Source organism: Neobacillus endophyticus (assembly GCF_013248975.1).
GTDB classification, from domain to species: Bacteria; Bacillota; Bacilli; order Bacillales; family Cytobacillaceae; genus Neobacillus; species Neobacillus endophyticus.
Window position 1 is genome coordinate 1,598,786 of sequence record NZ_JABRWH010000001.1, and the last position, 23,966, is coordinate 1,622,751.

The 23,966-nt window shown below is 34.3% G+C and carries 21 protein-coding genes and 1 pseudogene; 6 read left to right on the forward strand and 16 right to left on the reverse strand.

Translation table 11 applies throughout. The annotated features are described in order from the left end of the window. Positions 1 to 6: 6 nt before the first annotated feature. Positions 7 to 309 (reverse strand): HNH endonuclease, encoded by a 303-nt coding sequence (locus HPT25_RS07660; RefSeq protein ID WP_173062254.1) that lies wholly within the window; start codon positions 307 to 309, stop codon positions 7 to 9. Next, the gene (locus tag HPT25_RS07665) at positions 302 to 901 is read right to left on the reverse strand and encodes a hypothetical protein (RefSeq protein WP_173062257.1); all 600 of its coding nucleotides are present in this window, start codon (positions 899 to 901) and stop codon (positions 302 to 304) included. The genes HPT25_RS07660 and HPT25_RS07665 overlap by 8 nt, the downstream gene beginning before the upstream one ends. Before the next feature lie 142 nt (positions 902 to 1,043). Here HPT25_RS07665 and HPT25_RS07670 point away from each other — a divergent pair, with 142 nt between their 5' ends. Next, a complete protein-coding gene (locus HPT25_RS07670) occupies positions 1,044 to 1,358 on the forward strand; it encodes a helix-turn-helix domain-containing protein (protein ID WP_173062260.1) in 315 nt (104 codons plus the stop codon). 727 nt (positions 1,359 to 2,085) lie between these two features. On the opposite strand, the gene HPT25_RS07675 is transcribed toward HPT25_RS07670, so the two are convergent. Beyond that, positions 2,086 to 2,634, reverse strand: coding sequence for a hypothetical protein (locus HPT25_RS07675; protein ID WP_217269657.1), 549 nt, complete (start codon positions 2,632 to 2,634; stop codon positions 2,086 to 2,088). A gap of 1,143 nt (positions 2,635 to 3,777) precedes the next feature. Beyond that, positions 3,778 to 4,407 (reverse strand): annotated as a pseudogene (locus tag HPT25_RS07680) (recombinase family protein). A gap of 825 nt (positions 4,408 to 5,232) precedes the next feature. Between HPT25_RS07680 and HPT25_RS07685 the strand changes: the two are divergent. Further along, entirely contained in the window at positions 5,233 to 6,255 is a 1,023-nt protein-coding gene (locus HPT25_RS07685) for a site-specific integrase (RefSeq protein WP_173062262.1), read from the forward strand. A 22-nt stretch (positions 6,256 to 6,277) separates the two neighbouring features. Beyond that, positions 6,278 to 6,628 carry a hypothetical protein gene (locus tag HPT25_RS07690; protein ID WP_173062270.1) on the forward strand — a complete coding sequence of 117 codons (351 nt, stop codon included), beginning with the start codon at positions 6,278 to 6,280 and terminating at the stop codon, positions 6,626 to 6,628. Between the two features lie 535 nt (positions 6,629 to 7,163). On the opposite strand, the gene HPT25_RS07695 is transcribed toward HPT25_RS07690, so the two are convergent. The 5 genes from HPT25_RS07695 to HPT25_RS07710 all read right to left on the reverse strand — a co-directional run bounded on the left by HPT25_RS07695 (position 7,164) and on the right by HPT25_RS07710 (position 12,979). Then, positions 7,164 to 7,349, reverse strand: a complete 186-nt coding sequence (locus tag HPT25_RS07695) for a hypothetical protein (protein WP_173062273.1) — start codon at positions 7,347 to 7,349, stop codon at positions 7,164 to 7,166. Between the two features lie 468 nt (positions 7,350 to 7,817). After that, entirely contained in the window at positions 7,818 to 7,955 is a 138-nt protein-coding gene (locus tag HPT25_RS28295) for a hypothetical protein (protein WP_217269658.1), read from the reverse strand. A 481-nt stretch (positions 7,956 to 8,436) separates the two neighbouring features. After that, a complete protein-coding gene (locus HPT25_RS07700; RefSeq protein WP_173062276.1) occupies positions 8,437 to 8,985 on the reverse strand; it encodes an AEC family transporter in 549 nt (182 codons plus the stop codon). Between the two features lie 30 nt (positions 8,986 to 9,015). Next, entirely contained in the window at positions 9,016 to 11,544 is a 2,529-nt protein-coding gene (locus HPT25_RS07705; protein ID WP_173062279.1) for a lipase/acyltransferase domain-containing protein, read from the reverse strand. Between the two features lie 463 nt (positions 11,545 to 12,007). Next, on the reverse strand, positions 12,008 to 12,979 hold the full coding sequence (locus tag HPT25_RS07710; protein WP_173062282.1) for a hypothetical protein: 972 nt from the start codon (positions 12,977 to 12,979) through the stop codon (positions 12,008 to 12,010). A 456-nt stretch (positions 12,980 to 13,435) separates the two neighbouring features. Between HPT25_RS07710 and HPT25_RS07715 the strand changes: the two genes are divergently transcribed. The 3 genes from HPT25_RS07715 (at position 13,436) to HPT25_RS07725 (ending at position 16,955) form a co-directional block, all read left to right on the forward strand. Beyond that, on the forward strand, positions 13,436 to 13,615 hold the full coding sequence (locus tag HPT25_RS07715) for a hypothetical protein (protein WP_173062285.1): 180 nt from the start codon (positions 13,436 to 13,438) through the stop codon (positions 13,613 to 13,615). Beyond that, complete coding sequence (locus HPT25_RS07720) at positions 13,608 to 15,125, forward strand: recombinase family protein (RefSeq protein WP_173062288.1); 1,518 nt, start codon at positions 13,608 to 13,610, stop codon at positions 15,123 to 15,125. Before HPT25_RS07715 ends, HPT25_RS07720 begins: the two co-directional genes overlap by 8 nt. A gap of 69 nt (positions 15,126 to 15,194) precedes the next feature. Continuing rightward, positions 15,195 to 16,955 (forward strand): recombinase family protein, encoded by a 1,761-nt coding sequence (locus tag HPT25_RS07725; RefSeq protein ID WP_173062291.1) that lies wholly within the window; start codon positions 15,195 to 15,197, stop codon positions 16,953 to 16,955. On the opposite strand, the gene rlmH is transcribed toward HPT25_RS07725, so the two are convergent. The 7 genes from rlmH to walK all read right to left on the reverse strand — a co-directional run bounded on the left by rlmH (position 16,848) and on the right by walK (position 23,961). After that, positions 16,848 to 17,327 carry a 23S rRNA (pseudouridine(1915)-N(3))-methyltransferase RlmH gene (rlmH, locus tag HPT25_RS07730; protein ID WP_173062294.1) on the reverse strand — a complete coding sequence of 160 codons (480 nt, stop codon included), beginning with the start codon at positions 17,325 to 17,327 and terminating at the stop codon, positions 16,848 to 16,850. The two genes, HPT25_RS07725 and rlmH, sit on opposite strands and share 108 nt — an antisense overlap. A gap of 101 nt (positions 17,328 to 17,428) precedes the next feature. After that, positions 17,429 to 17,674 carry a CxxH/CxxC protein gene (locus tag HPT25_RS29345; RefSeq protein ID WP_376767913.1) on the reverse strand — a complete coding sequence of 82 codons (246 nt, stop codon included), beginning with the start codon at positions 17,672 to 17,674 and terminating at the stop codon, positions 17,429 to 17,431. Positions 17,675 to 17,709: 35 nt separating this feature from the next. After that, a complete protein-coding gene (locus HPT25_RS07740; protein WP_173062297.1) occupies positions 17,710 to 18,954 on the reverse strand; it encodes a S1C family serine protease in 1,245 nt (414 codons plus the stop codon). Between the two features lie 273 nt (positions 18,955 to 19,227). After that, complete coding sequence (locus HPT25_RS07745) at positions 19,228 to 20,022, reverse strand: MBL fold metallo-hydrolase (protein WP_173062300.1); 795 nt, start codon at positions 20,020 to 20,022, stop codon at positions 19,228 to 19,230. Between the two features lie 6 nt (positions 20,023 to 20,028). Then, a complete protein-coding gene (locus tag HPT25_RS07750) occupies positions 20,029 to 20,829 on the reverse strand; it encodes a two-component system regulatory protein YycI (protein WP_173062302.1) in 801 nt (266 codons plus the stop codon). Continuing rightward, positions 20,816 to 22,138 (reverse strand): YycH family regulatory protein, encoded by a 1,323-nt coding sequence (locus tag HPT25_RS07755; RefSeq protein ID WP_173062305.1) that lies wholly within the window; start codon positions 22,136 to 22,138, stop codon positions 20,816 to 20,818. The genes HPT25_RS07750 and HPT25_RS07755 overlap by 14 nt, the downstream gene beginning before the upstream one ends. Continuing rightward, positions 22,135 to 23,961 carry a cell wall metabolism sensor histidine kinase WalK gene (gene walK / locus HPT25_RS07760; RefSeq protein WP_173070983.1) on the reverse strand — a complete coding sequence of 609 codons (1,827 nt, stop codon included), beginning with the start codon at positions 23,959 to 23,961 and terminating at the stop codon, positions 22,135 to 22,137. The genes HPT25_RS07755 and walK overlap by 4 nt, the downstream gene beginning before the upstream one ends. Between the last annotated feature and the right edge of the window lie 5 nt (positions 23,962 to 23,966).

The following is a 23,966-nucleotide window of genomic DNA, read 5'->3' on the forward strand; positions in this document are numbered from 1 at the left end:
TTCGAATTATAACTCTTGATCATCCCATGTTAAATCTCTCCAGTTTGGAGGGATAATTCCCTTTTCTATTGCTTTCGATGTTAGCCCTCTATGTAAATAACAGGCTCTTAGTGCATGACAACGAAAACAGAGAGTTCTCAATCCAGAAATTTTATTATTACCGTAAATTCCAGCCTGTTTATGATCGATGTGACATTCATTAAGTGAAATCTCTTTATTACATCTTACACATCTCCTATTATCTCTCTCCCAGACAATAGGGCGTATGTTTTTAAACCATACCTCTCTAGGTAAACGACTTTTAGGCATTTTGTTGTCCCCTGTCTATAGTTACTACAAAAGAATCTACCTTAAATCGTCCAAAACCATTTGATCGATTATCCCCAATTCCAACGAAACGTCCTGCTTCATGACAAACACTTAGCATAAGTTCTTTATTAATCAAGGAACCTTCCCATAGGATAGAAAATGAAGTTTTCCATCCTATGGATGTGGCTAATCTATAGCGAATATTTCTTGCAGAGGTCTTGACCATTTTTACACTTCGGATATCTATATAAATCTCTTGAGATGGATCCGTGGTAATTTTATTTGAATCCAAAACACTTCGATTTTCAAAGATAAGTTTATCTGTAGTAGTCTCAAGAGTGGCTGCAAGTTGACTTTGTAAACCTTTTTTTACAAATTTAGCTGCATTAATTAAGCATCGATGTATATAACTTCCATCCACATATAGAAGACCCTCGTCTGTAGTCTTGTAGGTTTGTCGCCACTCTTCGGGGTTATTACCTGCAACCCCACTTTTCTCCTTTCTTTCAATTGGGATGCATTCAGGAGAAAAACAATTAAACAGTATAGGCCTCGTTCCAATAATCTCCACGTCTGCTTTATAAATTGCCAAGAATAATCACTCCTTAAATAATTGATAATATCAATATTATATCCACTGTTTTATTGTTTATAACAATAAATGGAAGTTTTTATTGCTTTTCAATCTAAATAAAAGTTAGGTTAAAAGTATACTTTGGTAATAGGTGATGTAAATGGATTGGAAATTGAAGGAAGTCGGAATGAGAATTAAACAGTTAAGGAAAGAATTTAATAAAACTGCAAATGAGATTGTTGAGGCTATTCATATTTCCCAGCCATATTATTCACAAATTGAGAATGGCCACGTTCCAGTTTCGATTGAAAACTTAATAAAAATTTGTGATTTTTACGGAATTACTCTTTCTGAATTTTTTGATGATAATTTTGATGAAGATTTAAAGAAATTACTAAGTACTGCTAAGAAATTAAATAAAGAACAACTTGAAGCATTACAGAAGTTTTTAGATACATTTTGCAAAAACGGTTAGTAACTCAATTATTAAAGTTAATTTAAAATTGATTCCACTGTTTAGTTAGCAAATTTAGATCAATTCTAATACTTAGCAGTAAGTTAATTTGAGAATTCTATTTTTCATGAAGAATGTACTTATAAGTAGCCTTAGTAATAGTGATTTATTAAAAAATGCTCAGTGTCTTTTGCACTGAGCATTTCCCTATTTAAATTCTTTATTAAAATATATTAATTTACAGACACCTTTTATTTCTTTTGCTGCCCCATTTTCGTTTAAAATTTCAGTTAGCTTTAGACAGTTTTTTATCTTCAACTTAATTTATGTTCCAATAATGGTCTAAATAAGTTCCGAATTAAAATTATTATTGGAACATACATAATATGAGCAGAAACCTGTAAATTAAAAAGTGATTACAGCCGATAAAATGTACCACCTTTGCCATGTGTGTCACCAGCAGTTGCCATGAAATGTACCGCTTGCTGCCAAAGCATTTACCAAAAGGGAAAATTCAATGATTTTGAAATATAAAAAAGCCTAATACCCTCATTTTTTTATCGAGGAATTAGGCTTATAATCTTCCATAAACGTGCCCGATTGCTGAAGATCAATAACCAAATCTAATTCAAATGAATCTCGGTTTAATTACAGTTTATCAACATCTTATAAATCCGTTGAATAATAAAACGCTTTTCCCCGTTGGGAAAATAAAACAACTAACTTAAAAATTACAGTGAAATCAAAATCATTTTATTGACTCAATTGTAGTAAATATTCGAGAGTACACATCCTTAATGTTACTTTCATTTATCTTATCGTTATATAGTCCATAACCCCAGCATTGATATTTTCCTTCACCCGATTGGAAATATCCTGTAGCATAAGTTTGGTCTTTCATATCTGGTACATCCTTATAGGATAATTGTTCATTAACAAATGGAATATATGATTTTGTAGACCCAATATAGAAAAAAGGAATACCAGAATTTTTGTAAACTTTAGCATATATACTATTAGAAGCTTGGGATAAATGTTCCTTCATGATAAAAACGGCATCATATTCTGATGAAAGGTTTTTATCTCCTGCTAATTTAGTAAAATCAATATTTTCGAATTTTACATTATTTTCTCTTACACTTGGTGAATCACCAATAACACCAATCACTAAATTTTTACCACTATAAAGCGGCGTGTTAACGGTTTCATTACTAATAGATTTATCTAGTGCCTTATTTTGTATGCCACATCCTGCTAGAATAATTAGAAGGATAAACATCAATGTAAATTTCTTCAATATGCCCTCCTATAATAAAACAAAATGGAAAATATTTATAATCTTAGTTTAACATAAATTTTTGTTTGAGAACAAACAAAATCCAATTTATTTACTTACTGTTGTAATTTTCAACCTTTCATTTGATCAATTAAAGAAAGGAAAATGGATTGATAAAACAGTCAAGAATGTTGAAGATGATCCTTGCCTTTACCTTATTGGAAATAAGATCTTTTAAGAACATTTATTCACAATTCCCCCCTAGTTTCTTATTAAAGAATAAAAAAATAAATCAAAAATTAGATGAATTTAATAAGGAACCTCACGGATTATTGTAACCGCTCGATTAATACTGAACAGTTTTTGCTCGATAAAATTGAACACATTTTTCCAGTAGAGACGTGCACTTTATTTGGAGAGGCGGGCATGATAGCCTGCTTTGGCTGAGCCAGATTTCTTGATACATCTGGCTTCATGGCTCATAATCTTGCCCGCAGAGGCTCCAAGTAAAGTGACAAATTTCCTGCACTAACTTCCAGTAAAGTGTTCACTACTAATTAGCAAAAAGTGTTCAATTTGGCCAAGCGCTTACAATTATCTAAATCTATGAAAGTTATCGCATTATTTATGTTCATTTTGGTATAAAAATTGTGATACCCCCATCAACTCAAAAAAAAACAGAGCGAATTCTTATGCGAATAACTCTGCTATTTAAGCTACTTTTATATGTGGTTTTATACCTGCGGGTACTCCAAAAGAGAACAGCTTAATAAAAAGGAAATGATCTCCCATATAAATTCCCTTCATAAAGAAGTCCCCAAATAAACATTAACGGCTCATTGTCCATTTCTGATTAACTGGGTGTTTCCTTTGTTTTTATATTTTTTTGTTTTTGCATGATGTATGTCTATAATAAACAGCAAACTTTTCTCCTAGGAACATCCAATATCTTTTTTTACAACTTGAGTGTCTAATATTAGATACCATTAATAGTAACCACTTAAACCCCTTATGTACCAATGCTTTAAACAGCTAAAAGTTGTATTGAAGGATATATTAATATTACGGCCTCCAATATTTGTAACTATTAACCGTTACCATATTAGTAACAAACAAGAGTTACAAATTCAAACAAATAAGCTCAAAAAAATTTCATCAGGAAATCTAAGCATTTACATTGATTCCTTCATATTCCTTAAATATTTTGTTGAGCTTTTCTTTTTTTACTGAAGTATTTCAGCAAACTGTACTCCTGTAATCATTTTAACTTTCCATTCCAGATTATACTTTTTCCAGTTTTTGATCTTTTTGAAGTGTTTGTAATTATAATTGTGGTCTGCCTAAATGTTTTCCCGTTGCCTTTGCTTCCGCTATTCCTTACTTTTGCCGTTGCAGTATCATCTTTCGTTCCTACTCCACTACGTATGCAAGTAACGAAAGGAATGGATTTTTCATCAACGGTCCAATATCCTCCATTGACTTGAATTTACGGTTATCAAATAAAGATTGATTTTCTCATTTGACTAAATCAGTACTTATTTCTCGTGTTATATGCTTCCATTCTTTTATAATTTCATCATAAATTCCGGCCTAAACGGTCTAATGCATCTAAATAAACTAAATCACCTTCACGGATAACACTTTTCATAGCTTTATATTTTGTCTGTCAAAGTCTTCCCCCCTCTGCTTATCAACAAAAATAAAACGGTCTTCAATTCCTAACTCTTTCATTTTAGTTAATTGACTATCAATATTTTGATCTTGAGTAGATACGCGAATACGAGATATTTCCATTTTTAATCATTTCCCTTTATTGGATTCCTTTGTTATTTAAATTATAATCTAATGGTTTGAAAAGGAAGACGAACATTTATAAACGTCTGTATATTATTATTCCTACCTATACAAACGGGAAAATAGGGTTAGTTTGTAACGTTGTAAAGGTATACCTTTACAAACTATTAAAATTAATTTTAATTTATTTCAAAGTAGAGTTAAAATAAAAAAATATAACTGCTATTATGTGAATATAAACATTCATTTTTTTCTTTTTAATGAGCATAGTTCCATAAGGCTCTATGTGGTGATTATCAATAAACAATGACATCTTTCGGATGCAAATAAACAAATAAATGTTGTAACGGTATGTATTAAAAAATTCAAGTCCATGGACTAGAGAGAGTAAAACACATGAATTATGTGTAAACAATCCTCCTCTGGAACATGGGCTTTTTTATATAGATTAATAAATCAAGATAGAAGGAACGAAAGGTTAATTTTTCTGCGGTAACTTTGAGTTGATCAGTAGCAGACGGAATGTAGGCAACCGAATAAGTAAGAGCCAATCGCCAATGAGAATGGCGGTTAAAAAATGTATTCTCAAATTAAAATTAAACCTCCTATGAATTGTTCATGCTCAATGGAAGACAGAGCCGAACGACTGCAACCAAGGAAGATATGGTCAGTATAAACGAGTTTATTTGCTCAATGAGTAGAGGTTCAATTACTCGCCTCTTAAAACAAAGAGTGGACTTCAGAATTGAAGGTTTAATATGTAATGTCACACCTTATGAGTATGGGGAGTATTATGCCCTTTTACTATGATTGGAGTATGGAAAAATGGCTAGTATTGTTTATCAGGTAGCACAAGCTTTAACGGAAATTAATTTTATTGGTCAATCGAAAAAAGACGCACGAAAAAATAAAAATGCTGGAATCCATTCGATTAAACAAATCAAAGAAACCTTATCAGCAGCACAAAACTTTGGTAAATGGGTTCGGGATCATTTTGGAGTGTTAAGTATCTATGAATTAAAAGAAGAACACTACACTGCATATATGGAACATTTAAAGGAACTTGGGCGTTCAATCGGACATCAGCAAAATGTTGAAACTGCTTTAGGGCATTTACAAAAAGCTATGAATATCCGTAGTAAAAGATTAGGATATGAGGCAGCAATGTTTGTTCCAGACAAGCGAATTACAAACTGGAGAGAATTGAAAAAAGCAGAAGATAGAAGCTACTCACAACAAGAGTTTGAATCATTGCTACCTTTTTTATCTGCTAATGTTCGGGATGCTGTTTTACTAGAGCGATTTATAGGTTTGAGGGTTAGAGAAGCTTGTTATGTATTAGTACATCACTTTAAACTACAACCAGACGGAACTTATAAACTCAAAATTTCTAGCGAAGAAGCAGGGGGAATTACTAAAGGTGGGAGATATAGGATAACACCAGTTCCAACGCACTTCACATATGAAATAAAACGATTATTAAAGGAGAAATCACCTAATGATCGTATGATCCCTATTGAACCTTCAACGGTGCGTAAGGGTGTGAATAGGGCTTGTAAAAGAGCAGGAATTGAACAGGAAGGCCGAGGAACACATGGATTCAGGCATTTATATTGTCGAGACCGCTTATCCGAGTTATTGGTAGCCGAACATATAGAGATTGAAGGGAAAATGATGCTAGAACGCATTATGTCGAATCGGGATGTAGGAAGGAAAGCCGACTACGGTATTTTAACAGATCATGATAAAGAGATTTACAGAAAACTAAAGTCAATTATCGATACGATTCATGAAGAAATCGGTCATGGGGAAGATCGTTGGGATTTAGCAGAACGTTATTTAAGATAATCAATGAAATGGAGAGTTAAGAATGGAAAAAGACCAACTAGAAAAGGAAAATATCCAATTAAAGAATCACATTCGCAATTTACAAGAAGCTATTGGCAGATGGAAACGAATGGCTCAGGATAAAGCACCACGACATGAATACTTGAGGGAACGACATGATCACGATTTTCATTTTATAGATGTGATTGTTTCAGATATACCGGAAGATACACCGCTTCATGAAGCACAAAAGCATATGTTAGAAACCATAATACCTAAATATCATCCTTACATTTATCACGCTTGTTACCGCTCTAAAAAATATGGTTGGGTTTGCACACTATCTAAATACGATGACGAAGTAGATATGACTTATCTTCCTCCGGTTACCTAATAGCTCTTACAAACGCTAATTAAAATTATCAAACGTGGTAAGCCTCTATTGCACTTTCCACTCATCAATGGAACTAATAGGAATAGTATTTACGTTAATAAAAACTCTATTGCATAAAGAGTTCTGAACAAGATAAAAAATGTCGAAAAATATTACTAATGATTTTCTAAAGCAATTTATAAAAAACGTCAATAGTGCTGGAACACCACTGACACTAACACAATGAAATGCCGTCAAGGTAATAGACTCAGGTACTACACGAAAATAGACCTCCCCTAGTTGATGTTAGGATCAACGGGTGATCAATTTTTTTGTCCTTTCAAAGATTTTCAAAGTCAAGCGGAATTATTCAGGTTGTTTATTTATACCTTCTAAAGTAATCAAATAGGGTGTTTCAAGAATATCTCATCGTTGAGCTATATTCTTAAAACACCTCCAGATTTTTTTATTGTTTTTCCTTGGGTAACCTAATAAAAAGTATCACCCATCTAAAAAAACGAACTGTAACGATCCTCTTATTAGACATTTTTATATTTCATTCTTCTGCGTCCCAAGGTAAACCTCTATATTCTGCCTTCCTCTTGTATACTATTGTTCCTACTTTTTCCTCTCCATTTATAGGTGCTATAGCCTTTATACCCACAATAGGTTCACCAATTTTGAACAATTGCTCAGGAGGCAATTTTCTTTTAAATACACTAGTTTGAATTATTCTGCACAAAAGGAAAACCTCCAGTCAATTTATAGCTATAAAAAAGGACATTTATTAAATTTTTACTGAATAAAATAATCCTCACATGTATTTTCGCCCAATTAGTACAATATACAGTTTTTTAATGACTGTTTTCGCATTGTTTGTCGCTTTTCTCTTAAAAAACATTTAAGGGCCTTGATCAGTACTATATGCCTGTATCCGTTACATTTAAAAGCTATTGTGAATTTTCCGAAAATCTCTTTTCTAAATTTCATCTTTACATGGTTTAAGTACACAATATTTCTAATTGTTATGGTGGTTAAAAAGGGTGCATCAAAAGATGTCTAATTTATTAAATTATTTAATTAAAGGGTGCAAAAGCTAAAGAACAGCTGCAATTATTACCTTTTTTGTAGTAACTAGGCGGGATAGTATAAGATATTCTATACTTTATTTGAAATAAACGGTAGTGTTTATTAAGGTGCATCAATACTTTTATTGTTGCCCTTGTAACTCCCAAGGAAATTTACCAGTTTTTTTATCCACTATTCTCATCACTTCATTAATCTCTTGCTTTGTTACATTTGCTATATCAATTATTTCTTCATCACTTCTTTTCTTAACATACTTCATGTGACGAATAATTCGATACCGTTCCTGAATGGTGCCTTTATATAATGCATTCTTGTGTGTATTTTCTAAGAATGGTTGTCACCGCTTTCTACAAGTCAGCTCTCCATCTTTTTTCAGTCCCATTGTGAATGTAAGTGAAATGACTAGAGAGAAAAACAATATTCTTTTCATTTGGAAATCACTTCACATTTATGGTAATCAGAAGATATGTAATAATGAATGCTATCCGTTATAATATTTGATGAGCCAAAAAGCTGAATTTTTGAAATTAGACACCCCTATTTTTTGCTTCTTCTATTGTCATTTAATTTAATTCTAATTAGGACAGATATAATAAATTAAGTTTTGGTATATCTAAACAAAAAATAAGAGTGCGATAATTGCTATTTTCGCACTCTTATTTAGAAACATTTTTACTCTCAAAGATTAAACAAAAAGCAGTATCAAATGTTGCTGTTGTTCAATTCAATAGAGGCTTCTTTTATATGCCCAAGATTTTAAGACTTTTTTTTTGTATATAAACCAAGATTTCCTTAGACCACAATTCTTGTTCCAAATAGTTTATCTTTTCATTAGGTAAATTAATATCTGCAGGAACATCGATGGTCACATTTCCACGAATTCTACGACCTTCAAAATAGATATTCATTTTATAGTTTATATTTTTACGGTGTGAGTTTAATTCATCTATCCAAGCCAGAATGACACCTTCGATATCTTTTTTAAATCCTTTAAGTTGTCTTTCTTTTTGATTTATCTTTATAAACCGCATTAGAAAATAGCTAATTAAAGAAATTATAAAGATAATCTGAAGAAATTTAGAAATTGGGTCTCGATAACCAAGAATAAATGATAATACACTGTAAGACAACATGTAACAAGGGACTATAAACTTTAAAATAAAATTTTTATTGATTACAGGTGTGTCGTCCTTTAAAAAGATTAGCATTTTGTTTAAGACTTTATTTACTACAAATCCAACAAAAAAGGAAAAAATGACACATACAATATTTAATAATAAAATCATCATATGCCCATCATTCCTCCTTTGCCATATTATTTATAGGACTTTAAATTTAGCTTCCCTGTAAACCTTATTATTTATTATGATATGTATTGACCCTTCGTCCATATGCCTTGGAATTAAAGGAACACCAAACATACCTTCATACTCTAAATTGTCTTCTAAATAAGTTAAAGGGATAATCCGCTGGCTTTTATCTTTATAGATAATCTTTGCTTGAACGTCATCATTTTTTATAAACCCTTTACTGGAGACCAACTTAAATGAAAAAGGCTTTAAGTTTTTGTCTGTTGAATAAAGTATTTCCTCCGTATGGTTAGTCCATAAAACGTCAAATTCCTGATTATACAGGATAGTATATGATACCCCATCAGTTGATGCAACGTGGATACTACTAGTTTTCTTAGGAATCTCATTAGTATAATTTTTTATAAATCGATTATTTTTTGTGAGCTTTTGTATTTTCTCTTCAGGCATAGAAAGTCCAGTGAGCAACTCTCTATATGTTTTGTACTTATTTGTGAATATATTCTCTTTTACATCCCTAAATGGAACCCTAAATGATTTAACTGGCCTTTCCTCATTACCAACTAAATCTTCGGAATAAAACTCTAAAACTGCTCCATTGTAATCAATATCAATACCAGTTTTATTGTATTCCAACCAAGTATCTTGACTAGAAAATTTGTAAAACGTCTTCTTTATTGCCCCTGAATCATCGGTAGCATTAAGAAAAACTTGAAGTTGGTCTGGAAACAATACTGCTTCCACAGTTGTCACAGGTGGCTCATTGTCATAGATGAATGTTAACTTATATGGTTCTTCATCTATTTTTCCATATTTTGAAACACTATAGATAATTACCTCGTTAAGTCCCGGCTTCGGTATATAAACATATTCTAATGAATCAAGGGAGAATTTACTTCCGTTAGCAATCACCCGTACTTCCAGAAACTCATGTTTCTTAATATTACTAAAAGATATATTAAACTTAATGGGCGATTGGATAATTATTTTATCATTTACTTCAACAACATTACCATTTAGTAATTCATAATCAACATGTGTTATTGGTTTAATATTAATTCGATCTTTCTCTACACTTATGTCCCTTGGGGAAATAATGTCCCCTTCTGTGGGTTCAAGGGTAATTTCTCCAGAAGTATCTATATGTAAGGTAGAAGCTGATCCTTCCTTAACATTTAAAGCAGGAAAAACTGAAATATCCTTTACTTCACCTTCCTTATATCTTTGAACTTCAATATTAGCTAAGCCTTCACCTTTTCCCTCAATTACAAAATCCAAATTACTTTGTTCCTGAGAAAAAATATAAGTACTTTCCCCCAGTACTTTCACTTCTTCAAGGAGAAATTGATTTTCAGTAGTATCCTCAATACTAAAAAACCACTCAATTTGCTCTCGTAATTGTTCAAGGTCAGATGCTTCGCCACCAATAAACATATCATCTTTATAAATTGATACTTCAACTGGACAAGCAACCTTAATTACTGAACCATTAAAATCTTCTGTTTCAGAGTCACCAAATGACCCTAGTTCATCGATAAACTCTTCATTAGTAATTAAAGCGTGAACATATGATAAAACCTCTTCCTTTCTTACAATTCCTTTATGAGTCGCTTCTATGTACTTACATTCTGTATCGCTATCGTAAGGCTTTGCATATGTTACTGGAACTGTCATATCTCCTCCAGTCATTTTTAATATTTCTTTCTCTAAAACTTTTCCATCCTTATCTTTAACAGGCATTATTATATTTTTAGTTGTAGGCTTTTTTATTCCAATTATAGCGAAAGTTTTAATATCACTTGGCCACTTTTTTTCTAAGTCTTTATGTATTCCTTTAACGTCTACCTTTTTATAAATTTGTAATTGTTCTTCGGTTAATAGTGTTCTAAAAGTTTCATCTGGTTTTAAAATTACTTTTTGATTTGGATCGAAGGCAAGTTCGGATTGCTGAATGTGCGAAATATGCGGTAACAAATGATATATTGATGGGACTTTTGTCACCACTTCTTTAAATGTCTTCGCAGAAGTCAATGGTAGCATTGCAAAAGGAAATGGTTCACCATAATACAGCTTCCACAAAGCATCAGGAGCTCCACGCCAAGGAGTTGCAATAGTAATAACTTTTTTTATTCGAGTTACTACTGAGTTTTTTCCTGTTCTTTCACACCAGTGTACAAACATTCTTGTTAACAATCCGCCCATACTGTGTGCAACAAAATGTATTTCTTCATTTTGATCATATTTTTCTATATTTTTTAATAATCTTTCAAAAATTTCTTCGTTATCAATACCGTGTCTCCAGTCGTAAGGGAAATTAATAAACTTTTCCCCAAACTTATTTTGGAAATATTCAACAAGTTCTTTATAAACTATTTTAAGTCTAAACGCCTTTAAAAGTGGTTGAGACTCTAAGATTTCGGGCGTATTATCTATACTTAATTCCCTAAAATCCCGATCCATCAGTACTGGCCATTTCTTTGTATCATTCTTTAATAACTTTGACCCCATAATTCCCGGTACGAAAATCACTAATGCCACGCTGTATTCCTTCCTCTCAAAAGCCTAATAGCTATTCCTATTACCAAAATCATACATCAGTTGGGTCTAGATTTCTATGAATTTTCCAACTAGTTTTGACAATTGTTTGATTCACTTAAAGAAATAATAAGTTATTCATCCTTTTTCTTATTTATATTAGGGAAAATAAGAAGGATTTCTACGTACAGATATTAAAGTAAATTTATAGATTCTTAATATTCTAAAAAAAGAGAGTTCAATAATGGTAATTTCCTCTCTATCAAAAGACAAACAAGGACTCCTTTTAATCTCTAATTTTTGTATATAGGATAATTTTAATAATTTTGACATTTACCTACAATTTTTCAGAAATAAGGAATTTAAAATCTACGTTAGAAGCATAGGGCTTTTTTATTTGCTTCTATTTTCCGTTTCTCTTTTCTTATAATGCAAAATAACCTTTTTATATTTACATTATTAACCATTAATATTCCCTATAAGTAACTTCATAAGCTTTGGCACTTAAATCCTTTACTAAATCCATATGTACTAAGCCCTCAACGATATGTTCAAGAGGTATCCACACTTCATGAGTAGCTTGATACCCTTTTATTCCCTCTTTCTTCCCACGAACTATATCTATATTGTATTGGGAACGAACATCATGAGCGAAATTTTGTTTTTTAGTTCCAAAGGTTAGCATTAAGATGTATTCGTTACCTTTCACATGTAATTTAGCAAAACGCTTCTGTTTACGATTTTCATCTCTGTTATAACTTATTCCATTGTCCCTCGTCTTCTGTACGTACACTTTATGACCAATAGACCCATTTAATAATAAGTCATCTATTTTGCGAGCAATATCATAATAAGCATGAAATTGAATAAACCAAAATTCACGATTTCTTTCATTAAATCCTAAATCATAAACCAAACAAAACTGTTCAAACTGATTTAAAAACAATTGAGTTAATTTATCGTTGGCATTTATGTTTAGTCCTTTAAAGAAAGCTCTAATATCATCCCAAGTTTTGTAGATTTCTCTTGGTTTATTTCCGCCAAATAAAGAACAATGCCTATTAATCTGATCTCTACTCAGCCGGCCTTCACCAACTTTAGTTTCAATAACTATGTTGATTGGTTTATCTAAACCTTTAGTATATATCCCTCCATCTGGAATACTTGTTAGTTTTTCACTAAAGTCTTCAACAACCTGTGTATTTTCTGCAATACATAACAAATAATTGAAAGCTGCTTTATTATCTAAATCCCTTCCTTCTAGTACACCTTGCAACGTATACGCAAATTCATTTGTATTAATCTCTTTTTCACATAAATACTCTAGAAATAGTTTAGTGCACAAAGGATCAATATACTCCAAAACATTCAACAATGACTTCGTAGCTTGATTCTCTCTTTGAGAGAACGGATAGAAAAGATTTTGATATGGTTTCATCTCTCAACACTCCTAAAACTCTACATTATCCTAATATAATTCCATTTATAATAATTATCTATATTTTAACAGTGGCAGAAATAACTATTAAAATCTCTCAAATTGTTATCTCGGTTTGTTCTATCTTAAATAATATTTGCTATATGTGAAACGAAGCTTTATTTAACTCTCTTGTATAACTTAACATTCTATTAATAGCTATCCTTATCCTTCCTTTGGTAATAATAGATGCCCTATCTCTAACTACAGGAATGCGTCCGACTGCGGAAAAACGTTTCAATGGCCCTAATTTGATTATATCTTTATTCTAATATGAACTTCTGTGTATTTTCTGAAAATTAAAACTTATATTTTTTCTAATAAACTCTTAAATTATTAAAATTTGAAGGTACTATGTATTGCAACCAGATACTAGCCGGCAAACATTTGGATTTTATGTTACGAGGACGATTCAAAGTGAAAAAGGAAAATTCAACTGACTATAATGCACATTATGCTTCAATTCTTTCATTAGAAAAAGAGCAGGGGAAAATTAATGCTTCAGACTTCTTAGATTATTTTTCAGAGTTAATTATTAAACATTCGAAAACCCTTGAAATAAAAATATTAAATGAAAGAGCTATAACTAATGAGTAATAATAAAAAAACGAAAAGTAAAAATAGTAAAAAAAGAAAAAGAGCCTATGGATATGTAAGAAAAAGTCCAAACAATTATGTTGAAAATACATCAATCGAAAAACAAATTGAAGAAATAGAAAAATACTGTGAGTTGAATGATATTGAGTTAATCGAGATTTATACTGATGATCTTGTATCAGCAAAATCTTTTGAAGGTAGAGATGGCTTTAAAGAAATGTACAATAATGTACTCAGATCGGTAGATGATGTAGACTACATTGTTGTTTTTAAACAAGATCGAATCTCCCGTGATACCTTAGACACTTTATTTATTATGAAACGACTTAACTCCATTGGTAAACACCTTATATCAATTGTAGACAATGTTAATACTGAGGATCCTACTGCCAAAATTCTTGTACATGTATTAGCCTTAGTAGCCGAGCTTGAACGGGAATTCATTAATATTAGAACTTTTTCAGGTATGGAAAAAAGAGCTGATGAAGGTCACTTTTTGGGTGGGAAGGTCTTTGGTTATAAAACACATAATAAAGAATTGGTTATTGTGCCTGAAGAAGCTAAGATAGTGAAATATATTTTTGAAAAATATGCAATTGAGTTGTGGGGCTATAAAAAGATTGCTTCTACACTTAACCTTCAGGGGTTTCGGACAAAAAACAATAAGTATTGGACAATCAATGCTGTTAAAACAATTTTAGAAAACAAACTTTACATTGGTTATACTAAGTGGAAAGGAAAATATCAAAAGGGTATCCATACATCAATTATTGAAAATACTCTTTGGGAAAAAACTCAAGAGGTAATGAAAGCTAGAAGTTATACTCAACAAAAAATTCATCCGGGATCCTATCCTCTATCCGGATTATTAAAATGTCCTGAATGTGGTTCCCCTATGGTACAAGGTAATAGCAGCAGTAAATATAAGTATTATCAATGTTGTAAAAACAAGAATAGTGGTGCAGTAGCTTGTTCCTCTAACCTTGTAAAAAAAGAATATGCAGAGGCAACTGTTTTAAATGAAGTAACTGTTTATTTGAAGGATATCAATCTCTTTCAATATTTGGAATCTGCAACTAATTCATTTTTGTCAATGGAACTTGAACCTTTACAGAAAGAAGCAGATAAAATAGAAAAACAAATAAAACACATTAAAGAAAAGATGCTTACGGTTATTGATCTAATGGACGATTCTTCCCTCTCCCTAGACGAAGAACTATTAAAAAATAAACTCTTTTCTCATCAAGAAGATTTAAATGAAAGGAATATGCAACTAGAAGAAATAAAAAGACAAATAAGGTTTAAAGAAGATCATGCATCTTGCGATATAATTAATTTCTGTGCAGTAAATTTTCTTGATTTTTATGAAACAATTACAGATGCAGAAAAAAAATCACTTTTAAATTATTTAATTAAAGAGATTGATGTTTATAAAGGAGATACAACTAAAGATCGCCAGATTAAAAGTATAACTTACAACTTTAGCCCTGATGACTTATCATTGGTTTAGGAGAAAGGCAAACTGTCCTTTCTCCTTTTTTATTTTCCATTGTATGATTAATTCAAAGGAGGTAATCATATGGAGATAAAGAAAGTTGCTATTTATGCTCGCGTTAGTACTGAAGAACAGGCTACAGAGGGATATAGTATAACAGCACAACTGCAGACGCTCCGGCAGTATGCTACATTGTATAACTGGGAAATAGCTGAAGAATATATAGACGAAGGGATAAGCGGAAAATCAATTAAAGGTCGCCCTGCTATGCAAAGACTTGTAGTAGATGTTGAAAATGACAAATTTCAAGCAGTCCTTGTATGGAAAATCTCACGTTTATCGCGAAATATGTTGGACACTCTTACTCTGTTAGATAAATTTGAGGATTATGGAGTAAAGTTTATCTCTTACTCGGAGAACTTTGATACTGGTAGTCCAATAGGACGTCTAGTAGTTCAGCTTATGGCCTCTATTGCAGAAATGGAACGAAATACGCTATCAGAAAACGTAAAGCTTGGTATGAAACAAAGGGCTTTAGAAGGCTCTTGGAATGGCGGTATATTATTCGGATATGACTCAGTAGAAAAGGAACTAGTAATAAACAAAGATGAGTCCGAAGTAGTAAAACTGATTTTCACTCTGTACTCACAAGGACATGGTTTAAGAGCGATTACCAATCAACTTAATAAAGAAGGCTATCGAACCAAGCGTGACAGCCATTTCTCTATCAACGGAGTTGCTACTATCTTAGATAACCCAGTCTATAACGGTAAGATTAGTTGGTTAAAAGTTGAAAATTGGGATAAAAAGCGTAGAAGAGGTAGAAATGAAAATCCTATTCTGGTGCAAGGACAGCATCAAGCGATAATCAATGACGAACTTTGGAGCCTTGTCCAATCCAAAAGAAAGAGTAAATCGTTTAAGCAGAGACAATCTAACGAACCATTTTTATTGAGTAGTATTTTGCGATGTCCTGATTGTGGGCAAGGTATGGTTCCGTCAATTACTACTTATACCTTGAGTGACGGGACCAAAAGAAAGCACCGGTATTACGTTTGTAGTGATTTTCATAACAAAGGTTCTGCAGCCTGTAGAGCGAATTCCGTTAAAGCATATGATTCCGAAAATGATCTAATAGAACGCATAAATTGTTTTCTATCTGATAAGCAAAAATTTCAGGAAGTCCTTTGCTCACTAACCAAAAACTCAATTGAATCCTTAATAAATATAAAAAAGGATTTGGCAGATATTGATTTAAAATTAAAAGAAGTACTTGAACGTCAGAATAAATATTTAGAAGCTTTTGAGCAAAATCTATTTCCAGTTTCCATTCTACAAGAACGTTTACAGCAAGTAACTTCTGAAAAAAATGCACTCGAACAAACAAAGAACAACTTGATATTAGAAATAAGTAAATCCGATACAAAAGTTATTCCACCTGAATTGGTTCGGAATCTATTAGAAAAATTTTTAGAAGTGTACAGATCTTCAAGTAGAGAGAAACAAAAGCAACTGCTCCAACTCTTAGTTAAGAGAGTTACGATAGGACGATCAACTGATCGTCAGCGTCATATTGACAAAGTGGAACTTGAATTTGATTTTATGGAAGTTAACATTTCCAAAACATTTACACTTATTCACACATTATATTTAGATACAGAAAAAGAAGGCAATTTCTCACCTTCCATTCCTGCTTATAACAGTAAATATCCACCTTATCTACAACTTTTTTTGCCTCTATTTGTGGTACGGTTCACCTCGATTAATCCGAAACGCCCGATAAATTTGCTCCACCAAGATCAGCCTCATCAGTTGATGGGGGAAGGTCATCTTGGAGAAGGATAACTTCTCATTGGACCGTTTTAATACTTCATCGCTCAGCCCCAGTGAGCCGCCGATGATAAAAGCAATTTTGCTTTTTCCGTATGTAGCGAGTTTGTCTAATGTTTCTGCCAGTTCCTCAGATGATTGCATTTTCCCCTGAATGGCCAGGGCAATGACATATGTGTCTTGGCTTATTTTTGCTAAAATCCGTTCGCCTTCCTTTTGCTTTACCTGAATCATTTCCAGTTCGCTCAATTCCTCTGGCGCTTTTTCGTCTGCTACCTCGATCATGTCTACTTTTGCATAGGCAGTCAATCGTTTTAGATATTCAGCAATTCCCTGGATTAAATATTTTTCTTTTAATTTGCCAACCGTAATTATGGAGATATTCACAATCCACAGCCCTTTATTTTTTAATTACAAACAGCTTACAAACAAGATATCCACAGAAGTTATCCACATATACACATTTTTTGTCCACATTTTGTATGGAATCACTTGTTCGCCACAACATATATAGCTATATTTCGACAAAATTCACAGCTTGTTGATAAGTTATCCACATCTATTTTTGTTAACACCGGAAATGTTTCATACTCATAGACAATTTTATCTAACGCAATATCCACATGTTCCTCACAGCAATATACCATCTCTTTTTCACCTGCCAAACCATTTATACCACTATTTTTACCTAGCCATCTTGTGACAATACCTCCACAAAACGCCTTCATCATCATACCACAAAAAAAGAGAGTGAATCACACTCTCCCGTTTATTGTGTACTACTTCCCGTCAGTGTTAATGATGTTTCAAGAAGCTTACCATTTCGATAAAATTTAATCGTCATTTTTTGGCCGACTTTCTTTTTCTCATATAAGTGTTTCCTCAGTTCAAGAACGTCGTTAATTTTCTCTCCGTCCATTTCAACAATGACATCCAACTCGTGCAATCCTGCTTTTGCTGCAGGAGAATTTGGCTCCACACTTCGGACAGCCACTCCATAATTCACATTAGAAGGGAGCTTTAATGCACTTGATTGATAGTATGCAGGTATTTCATCCACAGATTTGAGATCTACTCCCATATATGGCCGCTTGACACTGCCATATTTCTCAAGATCATCAATAATTGGTTTTGCTGAGTTGATCGGAATCGACAATCCAATTCCTTCTACCGCATTCTGGGCAATTTTCATCGAATTGATCCCGATGACCTGGCCTTCCATATTGATTAAAGCACCGCCGCTATTTCCTGGATTAATGGCGGCGTCTGTTTGTAATACTTCTGCTTGCCAATCCACAGTGCCATCTTGATTGATATCCACCGGAATTGTCCTTTTTAAACCGGAGATAATCCCCTGGGTAACAGAACCTGAAAAGGTTGGACCAAGCGGATTTCCGATTGCTACAACCGGTTCCCCAAGTTTTAACGTATCAGAATCTCCGAAAACAGCAACATCTGTGACTTTACTTCCGTCAATTTCAAGCACAGCTAAGTCAGACCAAATATCACTGCCCAGTAAACGGGCTGGAAGTTTAGTTCCATCATTCAGTGTTACCTCCAGCTTGTTCGCGCCCTCAACAACATGATGGTTCGTCACGACGTATGCCTTATTTCCTGCCTTTTTATAGATGACACCAGAGCCCGACCCAGCTTCTTGTTCCGAACCATTGTTGCTATTATCGGACCAAAAGTTGGATTTGGTTGCTTGAATATTGGTAACACCTACGACAGCATTCTCCGTTTTGTCAACGGCTTTTGTTGTATCTGTCGTTACTTCATATGCCTCCTGTTTATGAACCATATTCTGCGAATTATTATTAGTTGTTCCCATGTCTGTACTTCCGTTTGGTTCAACTCTATATGGAAGCATTCCCTGACTCGATAAGATCGGTATCGCAAAAATAACGATCAAGGCTCCAAGAATAGCTCCAGTTAAACTGGCAATAAAAAAGCCGCCTTTGCTGCGTGAGTGCCCCATATAGCGATTTGGCGATTGATCATCATAATACCCCATTTATTTCACCATTCCTCTCTTTCAATATGACTGCCATCTCTATTCATTTGTCCATAAGGTCCCCAAACAAAGCAACAGTTCATTAAATCTTTCAAACTCTATTTATATTTTTTAAAAGAAAACTCGCAAATTGCGCCCCCCAAAAGGGCAAAGACTAAAGACGTAGTTGTATCCATCGCTGATAGGAACACTTCCTATCGGCAAAAAATAAAAAAGAGTGAAGACTATAAAAATGAATAGCCTATCACTCTTTTTTTCCAATTTTTCAATATATTATACCGCGGTCAAGATCGTTGGAGTTTTGGGATCTGTATCGTATAGATCAAATTGTTCTCCAACAATGATTCCGCGGCTATGAAGCGTTTGTGAAACCGACATTCTGGCCAAATCCTTCATGTTATTGTCGAGACTTAAATGGGCAAGATACACTCTTTTCGTCCTGTCTCCAATAACATCACTCATGGCAAAAGCCGCATCTTCATTAGAAACATGGCCGACGTCACTTAAAATCCTTCGTTTAATGTTCCAAGGATATTTTCCCATCCTCAGCATTTGCACATCATGATTCGACTCAAATACATATACATCCGCGTTGGTAATAATGCCTTTCATCCTGTCACTAACATAGCCCGTATCTGTGATAAGCACAAGTTTTTTCCCTTCATGATGGAAAATATAAAACATTGGTTCTGCCGCATCATGGGAAACACCAAATGATTCAATGTCCACAGAGCCAAAGCTTTTGACTGTCTCCATATTAAAAACAAACTTCTGCTCCGTTGGGATCTCTCCAACCAAGCTATCCATCGCCTGCCATGTTTTTGCATTCGCATAAACGGGCAATTTGTATTTGCGGGCGAGAACACCAATTCCTTTAATATGATCACTATGTTCATGTGTGACGAAAATGGCGGAAAGCTTGCTAATGTCGCGGTCAATTTGCTGAAAAAGTGTTTCCATCTGCTTGCCGCTAAACCCGGCATCTACTAAAAAGGAATGCTCTTCAGATTCTACATAAAAAGCATTACCCGTACTTCCGCTTGCCAGGATGCTATAACTAAAAGACATACTTCCTCACTCCACACTTGTTTTTTCGTCACTATTAAACTGGATAATTTGTCCCTCAAACGCATTTACGAACAGGCTTTCCTTGTCATTAATGACAAAGCGCCATGTAGGGGTCAGCACTTGAGAAGCTGCTAATTGCACAAGCGTTGAGTATCCCAGTTCAATCTTTGTTATATTACTTTTCGGCTTTAATACTCCCTTTTGATGCAACGTTTCAATCGCCTTTAATGGAGGGAGGATTTCCTCTTTGGCCGTTAACTTTTCAAATCCCTCCATATAGGTTTGCTGGTAGGACACAAGTTGATTTCTCGGATTATAATAAAACGTAATCATTCCATTGATATTCTGGTATAATGGTGAATCCTCAAACTGTTGAAAATAAGTTATGGTCCTGGCTTTATCATCCTTTTCCCAGAATTGATACTTGTCGCCATAAAGGACATCATCCTTTAAAAAGCCAGAAAGATCCACTGGGTCGAACTTGGAGCTGAGCTGCAGCGGCTTCTCAAGCGATACTTGAAGAGTTGTTGCTGAATCGCCGCTTATGGCAGCCACTTGTCCTTTGAGCTTGGCAACATCATTTTTGGTAAATACTTTTGGCTTTGCACTAAGGTATTGCGCCTTAATTTGAGCCTTTGGCAGATCAACATATTTAATGCCGTCAGCTTTTAATTTTTCCTCAAATGGAGCCTCCGTTGCAATTTCATATTTATTAGCATCACGAATCGTCAGAAATTGAAAGAGTAAATACACGTCTAAAATCAAAAATGTCACGATAAAAATCGTTTTGATTTTACTCCAATCCATGCATCATTCCTCCCAGATCATCCGTCGTTATCTCGCTCCAAGTTTTATCATATCGATAAAACCAGGCTGGTTCTAAGAGGATCAGCCTATTTTCACTCGAATCTCTTTCCATCTGATATCCGATGACTAAGTCTTCCAGAAGCTCGGGCCTAAAGTTCTTCTTACTTAACAGCATCTTCAAAGCATCATGTCCTGAAGGCAGTGTAACCATTTGCATCTCAGATGTCAGCGGAAGATCCAGCGAGATATTTGGCCGTACATATTTATTGATTTCGTTTTGGCCCCACATTTCTTCAATTTCCGAAAGTCCTGTATCATTAAATACTGGGTACCCATTCATGCTATATAATCGGAAGGAAACCGAGCTTCTATAAATATTTTGCGAAACATAACGAAAATCGTCTGTCCAGCCGCCATGTTCATTGACAAAATCGATACTTCGTTTCACTAAATCGTAAGGCGTATCAATAAAATTATCTTCCGCAGTTGGATTCACATACAGAAGCATATTGCTTTGGTTATTGACTGTCATTTTACTGGAGCCGTTCGTATACTCTTCACTATGTTTTAAAATACTTTTTTGCACAAAGCTTGGGTCGCTGAAAAGAGCATCCTTGAACTCTTCTGAATTAAGGGGTGACAGGTAATACTTATAGGTGGTCACCTTTGTTTCATCGTTTGGCAGGAAAAAGGTTTGTTTTTCAGATGCTTCATAAGCGAAATAACGTGGATAATGAGCGGCATTTTTTACAAACTCACGGTTAAATTGATTGACATTAGCCAGTGATATATGCCCCATATACACCTTTTGGCTATCAGTGGAAACAAAGTAAGCCACCCCATTTTCCTTCTCGCTGTTCCCTACATTGATCACAATTCGATTAAAAGTGAATGAAGGGAGCTTCTTCGCTTCAATGTTCAGTACACTGCGATATAATTCAATCGGCACATCTCCAGCAAAGTCAATCTCCGCTTTTCCTGGCCCGTACATTAATTCTTTTATGCTAGTCACTTTGGAGGTAACATCCTTGATATCGGTAAACGTCCACTTGCTTAGCTCTTTGATCACTTTATCAAGTTCTCCGGGATTATTGGTCCCATAATGTTCACCCTTTATATGGAAAAGAATCAGATCCGGCTGAACAATTTTTTGAACTTCTTGCTTCTCGCTTAATGTTACCTCTGCTACATAATTACTGCCTTCCATTGTTTCATAGTGAGGCTGGTACGTCCAAAGGTTCCAGGTTAGTAGAATGCTTAGCATGACCAATATTGTTAAGACTACTGATTTAATCGTCTCATATCTCATGACCATTCATCCTCTTCCGTACGATCGTATGGAAGTGAAAAAGATATGGTGGTTCCTTTTCCTTCCTCACTGGTTGCCCAAATATGCCCTCCATGTGCATTTACAATTTCTCTGGCAATGGCTAGTCCTAAACCCGTACCGCCCATTTTCCTTGATCTTGCTTTATCGACACGATAAAATCGATCGAAGATTTTTTCAATATTTTCTTTTGGAATTCCAATCCCTTGATCTGAAATACTGACGATTATTTGATCTTCCATATCTTGCATCACGAAGGTAACCTGACCGCCTTCAGGTGAATACTTTAAAGCATTTGAAATGATATTGTATAAAACCTGAGTCATTTTATCTTCATCAACTTCTACATAGATTCCATGGTCCGGAAGCAGGCGTTTAAAGGTGACATTTTGCTCTTTTGACATGGCAAATCGATCAATAATATGGTCAAAGAATGGTACAAAGTTTACCCACTCCGGCTTCATTTGATAATCTGTACTGTCCATTTTCGAAAGGGTCAGCAAGTCATTGACAAGGCGTATCATTCGTTCTGTTTCCGTTCTAGTTACTTCTAAAAAGTTCGGGGCAATTTCTTCATCCCGCCATGCTCCATCTGCGAGTGCCTCCAAATAGCTCCTCATAGTCGTTAACGGTGTTCTTAATTCATGGGAAACATTGGCGACAAACTCTCTTCTTTCAGTTTCAATTTTTTCCTGTTCGGTAATATCGTGCAGTACAGCAATTAATCCGTTGACGAATCCAGTTTCTTTTTGAATAACTGAAAAACTAGCCCGGAGAATATACGATTTCTTCTTTGTGCTGTAGTCTAAAATTAAAGAGCCCTCTTCCTCTAACAAATCTTCAAATGTATGGGTTCCTTCCAAATCTAACAAAGAAACCATCGGCTGGGACAACACTGTTTCACGTGAAACATTCAACATTTCCGCTGCGGGGTCATTGATTAAAATTACTCTGCCTTTGCGATCTGTGGCGATAACACCATCGGTCATATGTGAAAGGACAGAAGATAGCTTTCTTCGTTCACCTTCTGTCATTGCCTGAGCTTCCTGAAGCTTCTTTGTTAAATTGTTGAACGTAACTGCCAGAGTCCCAATTTCATCATTGCCATATACTTTTACTTTGCGAGAAAAATTCCCCTTAGCCATTGCTAAGGCCTGCTTCTTCATATCGGCAATCGGTCTGGTAATCGTTTGTGCCAATAAAATACCTAAAGCAGCTGTAATCGCCAGGGCAATACCCGTTCCTGATGAAAAAATATTATTGATGGTCTTCATCTGTTCAAAAACACTTTCAATTTTTGCAACAAGATAGATGACTCCAATTACCTTTTTGCCAGATTTAATCGGAGTGGCAAGCACCCAAATACGGTGCCCTGTTTGTGGATCAATTAAAATACTGCTTTGGTCCTCTTCTAAAACCATGGCTTGTTTAATGCGAAGGACTGTCGTTCTTTCACCCACAACCCCTTGATTATTCGGATCAGATGTCCCAAGGATTTTTAAGGACCTGCCCTCAATAACTTGAACCTCCGAGATATCTACCGCTTTAAAATCACGAAGCATTTTTTTGATTTCTTCCTCAAGTGTAGGGTCTTCTGGCTTTCTTTCCTTTTCCATTTCCTCACGAATATTGTAAGCAAGCAAATTTACTCGTTCTTTGAGCGATGTTTGAAAATTAGTTCTTAATGTCTGCTCGAGCTGCTTGACGAAATACACCCCGATAATTTGCATCGCTACTAATATAAGGAGCACATAGATGATGACAAACTTTACATGTATTGATCGAAAGAAACCAAGCTTTTTCATCAAAG

What these genes read in the sequence shown, in the direction of transcription:
- HPT25_RS07660 (WP_173062254.1), bottom strand. Translation starts at nt 309, where the DNA reads ATGCCTAAAAGTCGTTTACCTAGAGAGGTATGGTTTAAAAACATACGC.
- HPT25_RS07670 (WP_173062260.1), top strand. Translation starts at nt 1,044, where the DNA reads ATGGATTGGAAATTGAAGGAAGTCGGAATGAGAATTAAACAGTTAAGG.
- HPT25_RS07685 (WP_173062262.1), top strand. Translation starts at nt 5,233, where the DNA reads ATGGCTAGTATTGTTTATCAGGTAGCACAAGCTTTAACGGAAATTAAT.
- HPT25_RS07690 (WP_173062270.1), top strand. Translation starts at nt 6,278, where the DNA reads ATGGAAAAAGACCAACTAGAAAAGGAAAATATCCAATTAAAGAATCAC.
- HPT25_RS28295 (WP_217269658.1), bottom strand. Translation starts at nt 7,955, where the DNA reads ATGAAGTATGTTAAGAAAAGAAGTGATGAAGAAATAATTGATATAGCA.
- HPT25_RS07700 (WP_173062276.1), bottom strand. Translation starts at nt 8,985, where the DNA reads ATGATGATTTTATTATTAAATATTGTATGTGTCATTTTTTCCTTTTTT.
- HPT25_RS07710 (WP_173062282.1), bottom strand. Translation starts at nt 12,979, where the DNA reads ATGAAACCATATCAAAATCTTTTCTATCCGTTCTCTCAAAGAGAGAAT.
- HPT25_RS07720 (WP_173062288.1), top strand. Translation starts at nt 13,608, where the DNA reads ATGAGTAATAATAAAAAAACGAAAAGTAAAAATAGTAAAAAAAGAAAA.
- HPT25_RS07725 (WP_173062291.1), top strand. Translation starts at nt 15,195, where the DNA reads ATGGAGATAAAGAAAGTTGCTATTTATGCTCGCGTTAGTACTGAAGAA.
- HPT25_RS29345 (WP_376767913.1), bottom strand. Translation starts at nt 17,674, where the DNA reads ATGATGATGAAGGCGTTTTGTGGAGGTATTGTCACAAGATGGCTAGGT.
- HPT25_RS07740 (WP_173062297.1), bottom strand. Translation starts at nt 18,954, where the DNA reads ATGGGGTATTATGATGATCAATCGCCAAATCGCTATATGGGGCACTCA.
- HPT25_RS07745 (WP_173062300.1), bottom strand. Translation starts at nt 20,022, where the DNA reads ATGTCTTTTAGTTATAGCATCCTGGCAAGCGGAAGTACGGGTAATGCT.
- HPT25_RS07750 (WP_173062302.1), bottom strand. Translation starts at nt 20,829, where the DNA reads ATGGATTGGAGTAAAATCAAAACGATTTTTATCGTGACATTTTTGATT.
- HPT25_RS07755 (WP_173062305.1), bottom strand. Translation starts at nt 22,138, where the DNA reads ATGAGATATGAGACGATTAAATCAGTAGTCTTAACAATATTGGTCATG.
- walK (WP_173070983.1), bottom strand. Translation starts at nt 23,961, where the DNA reads ATGAAAAAGCTTGGTTTCTTTCGATCAATACATGTAAAGTTTGTCATC.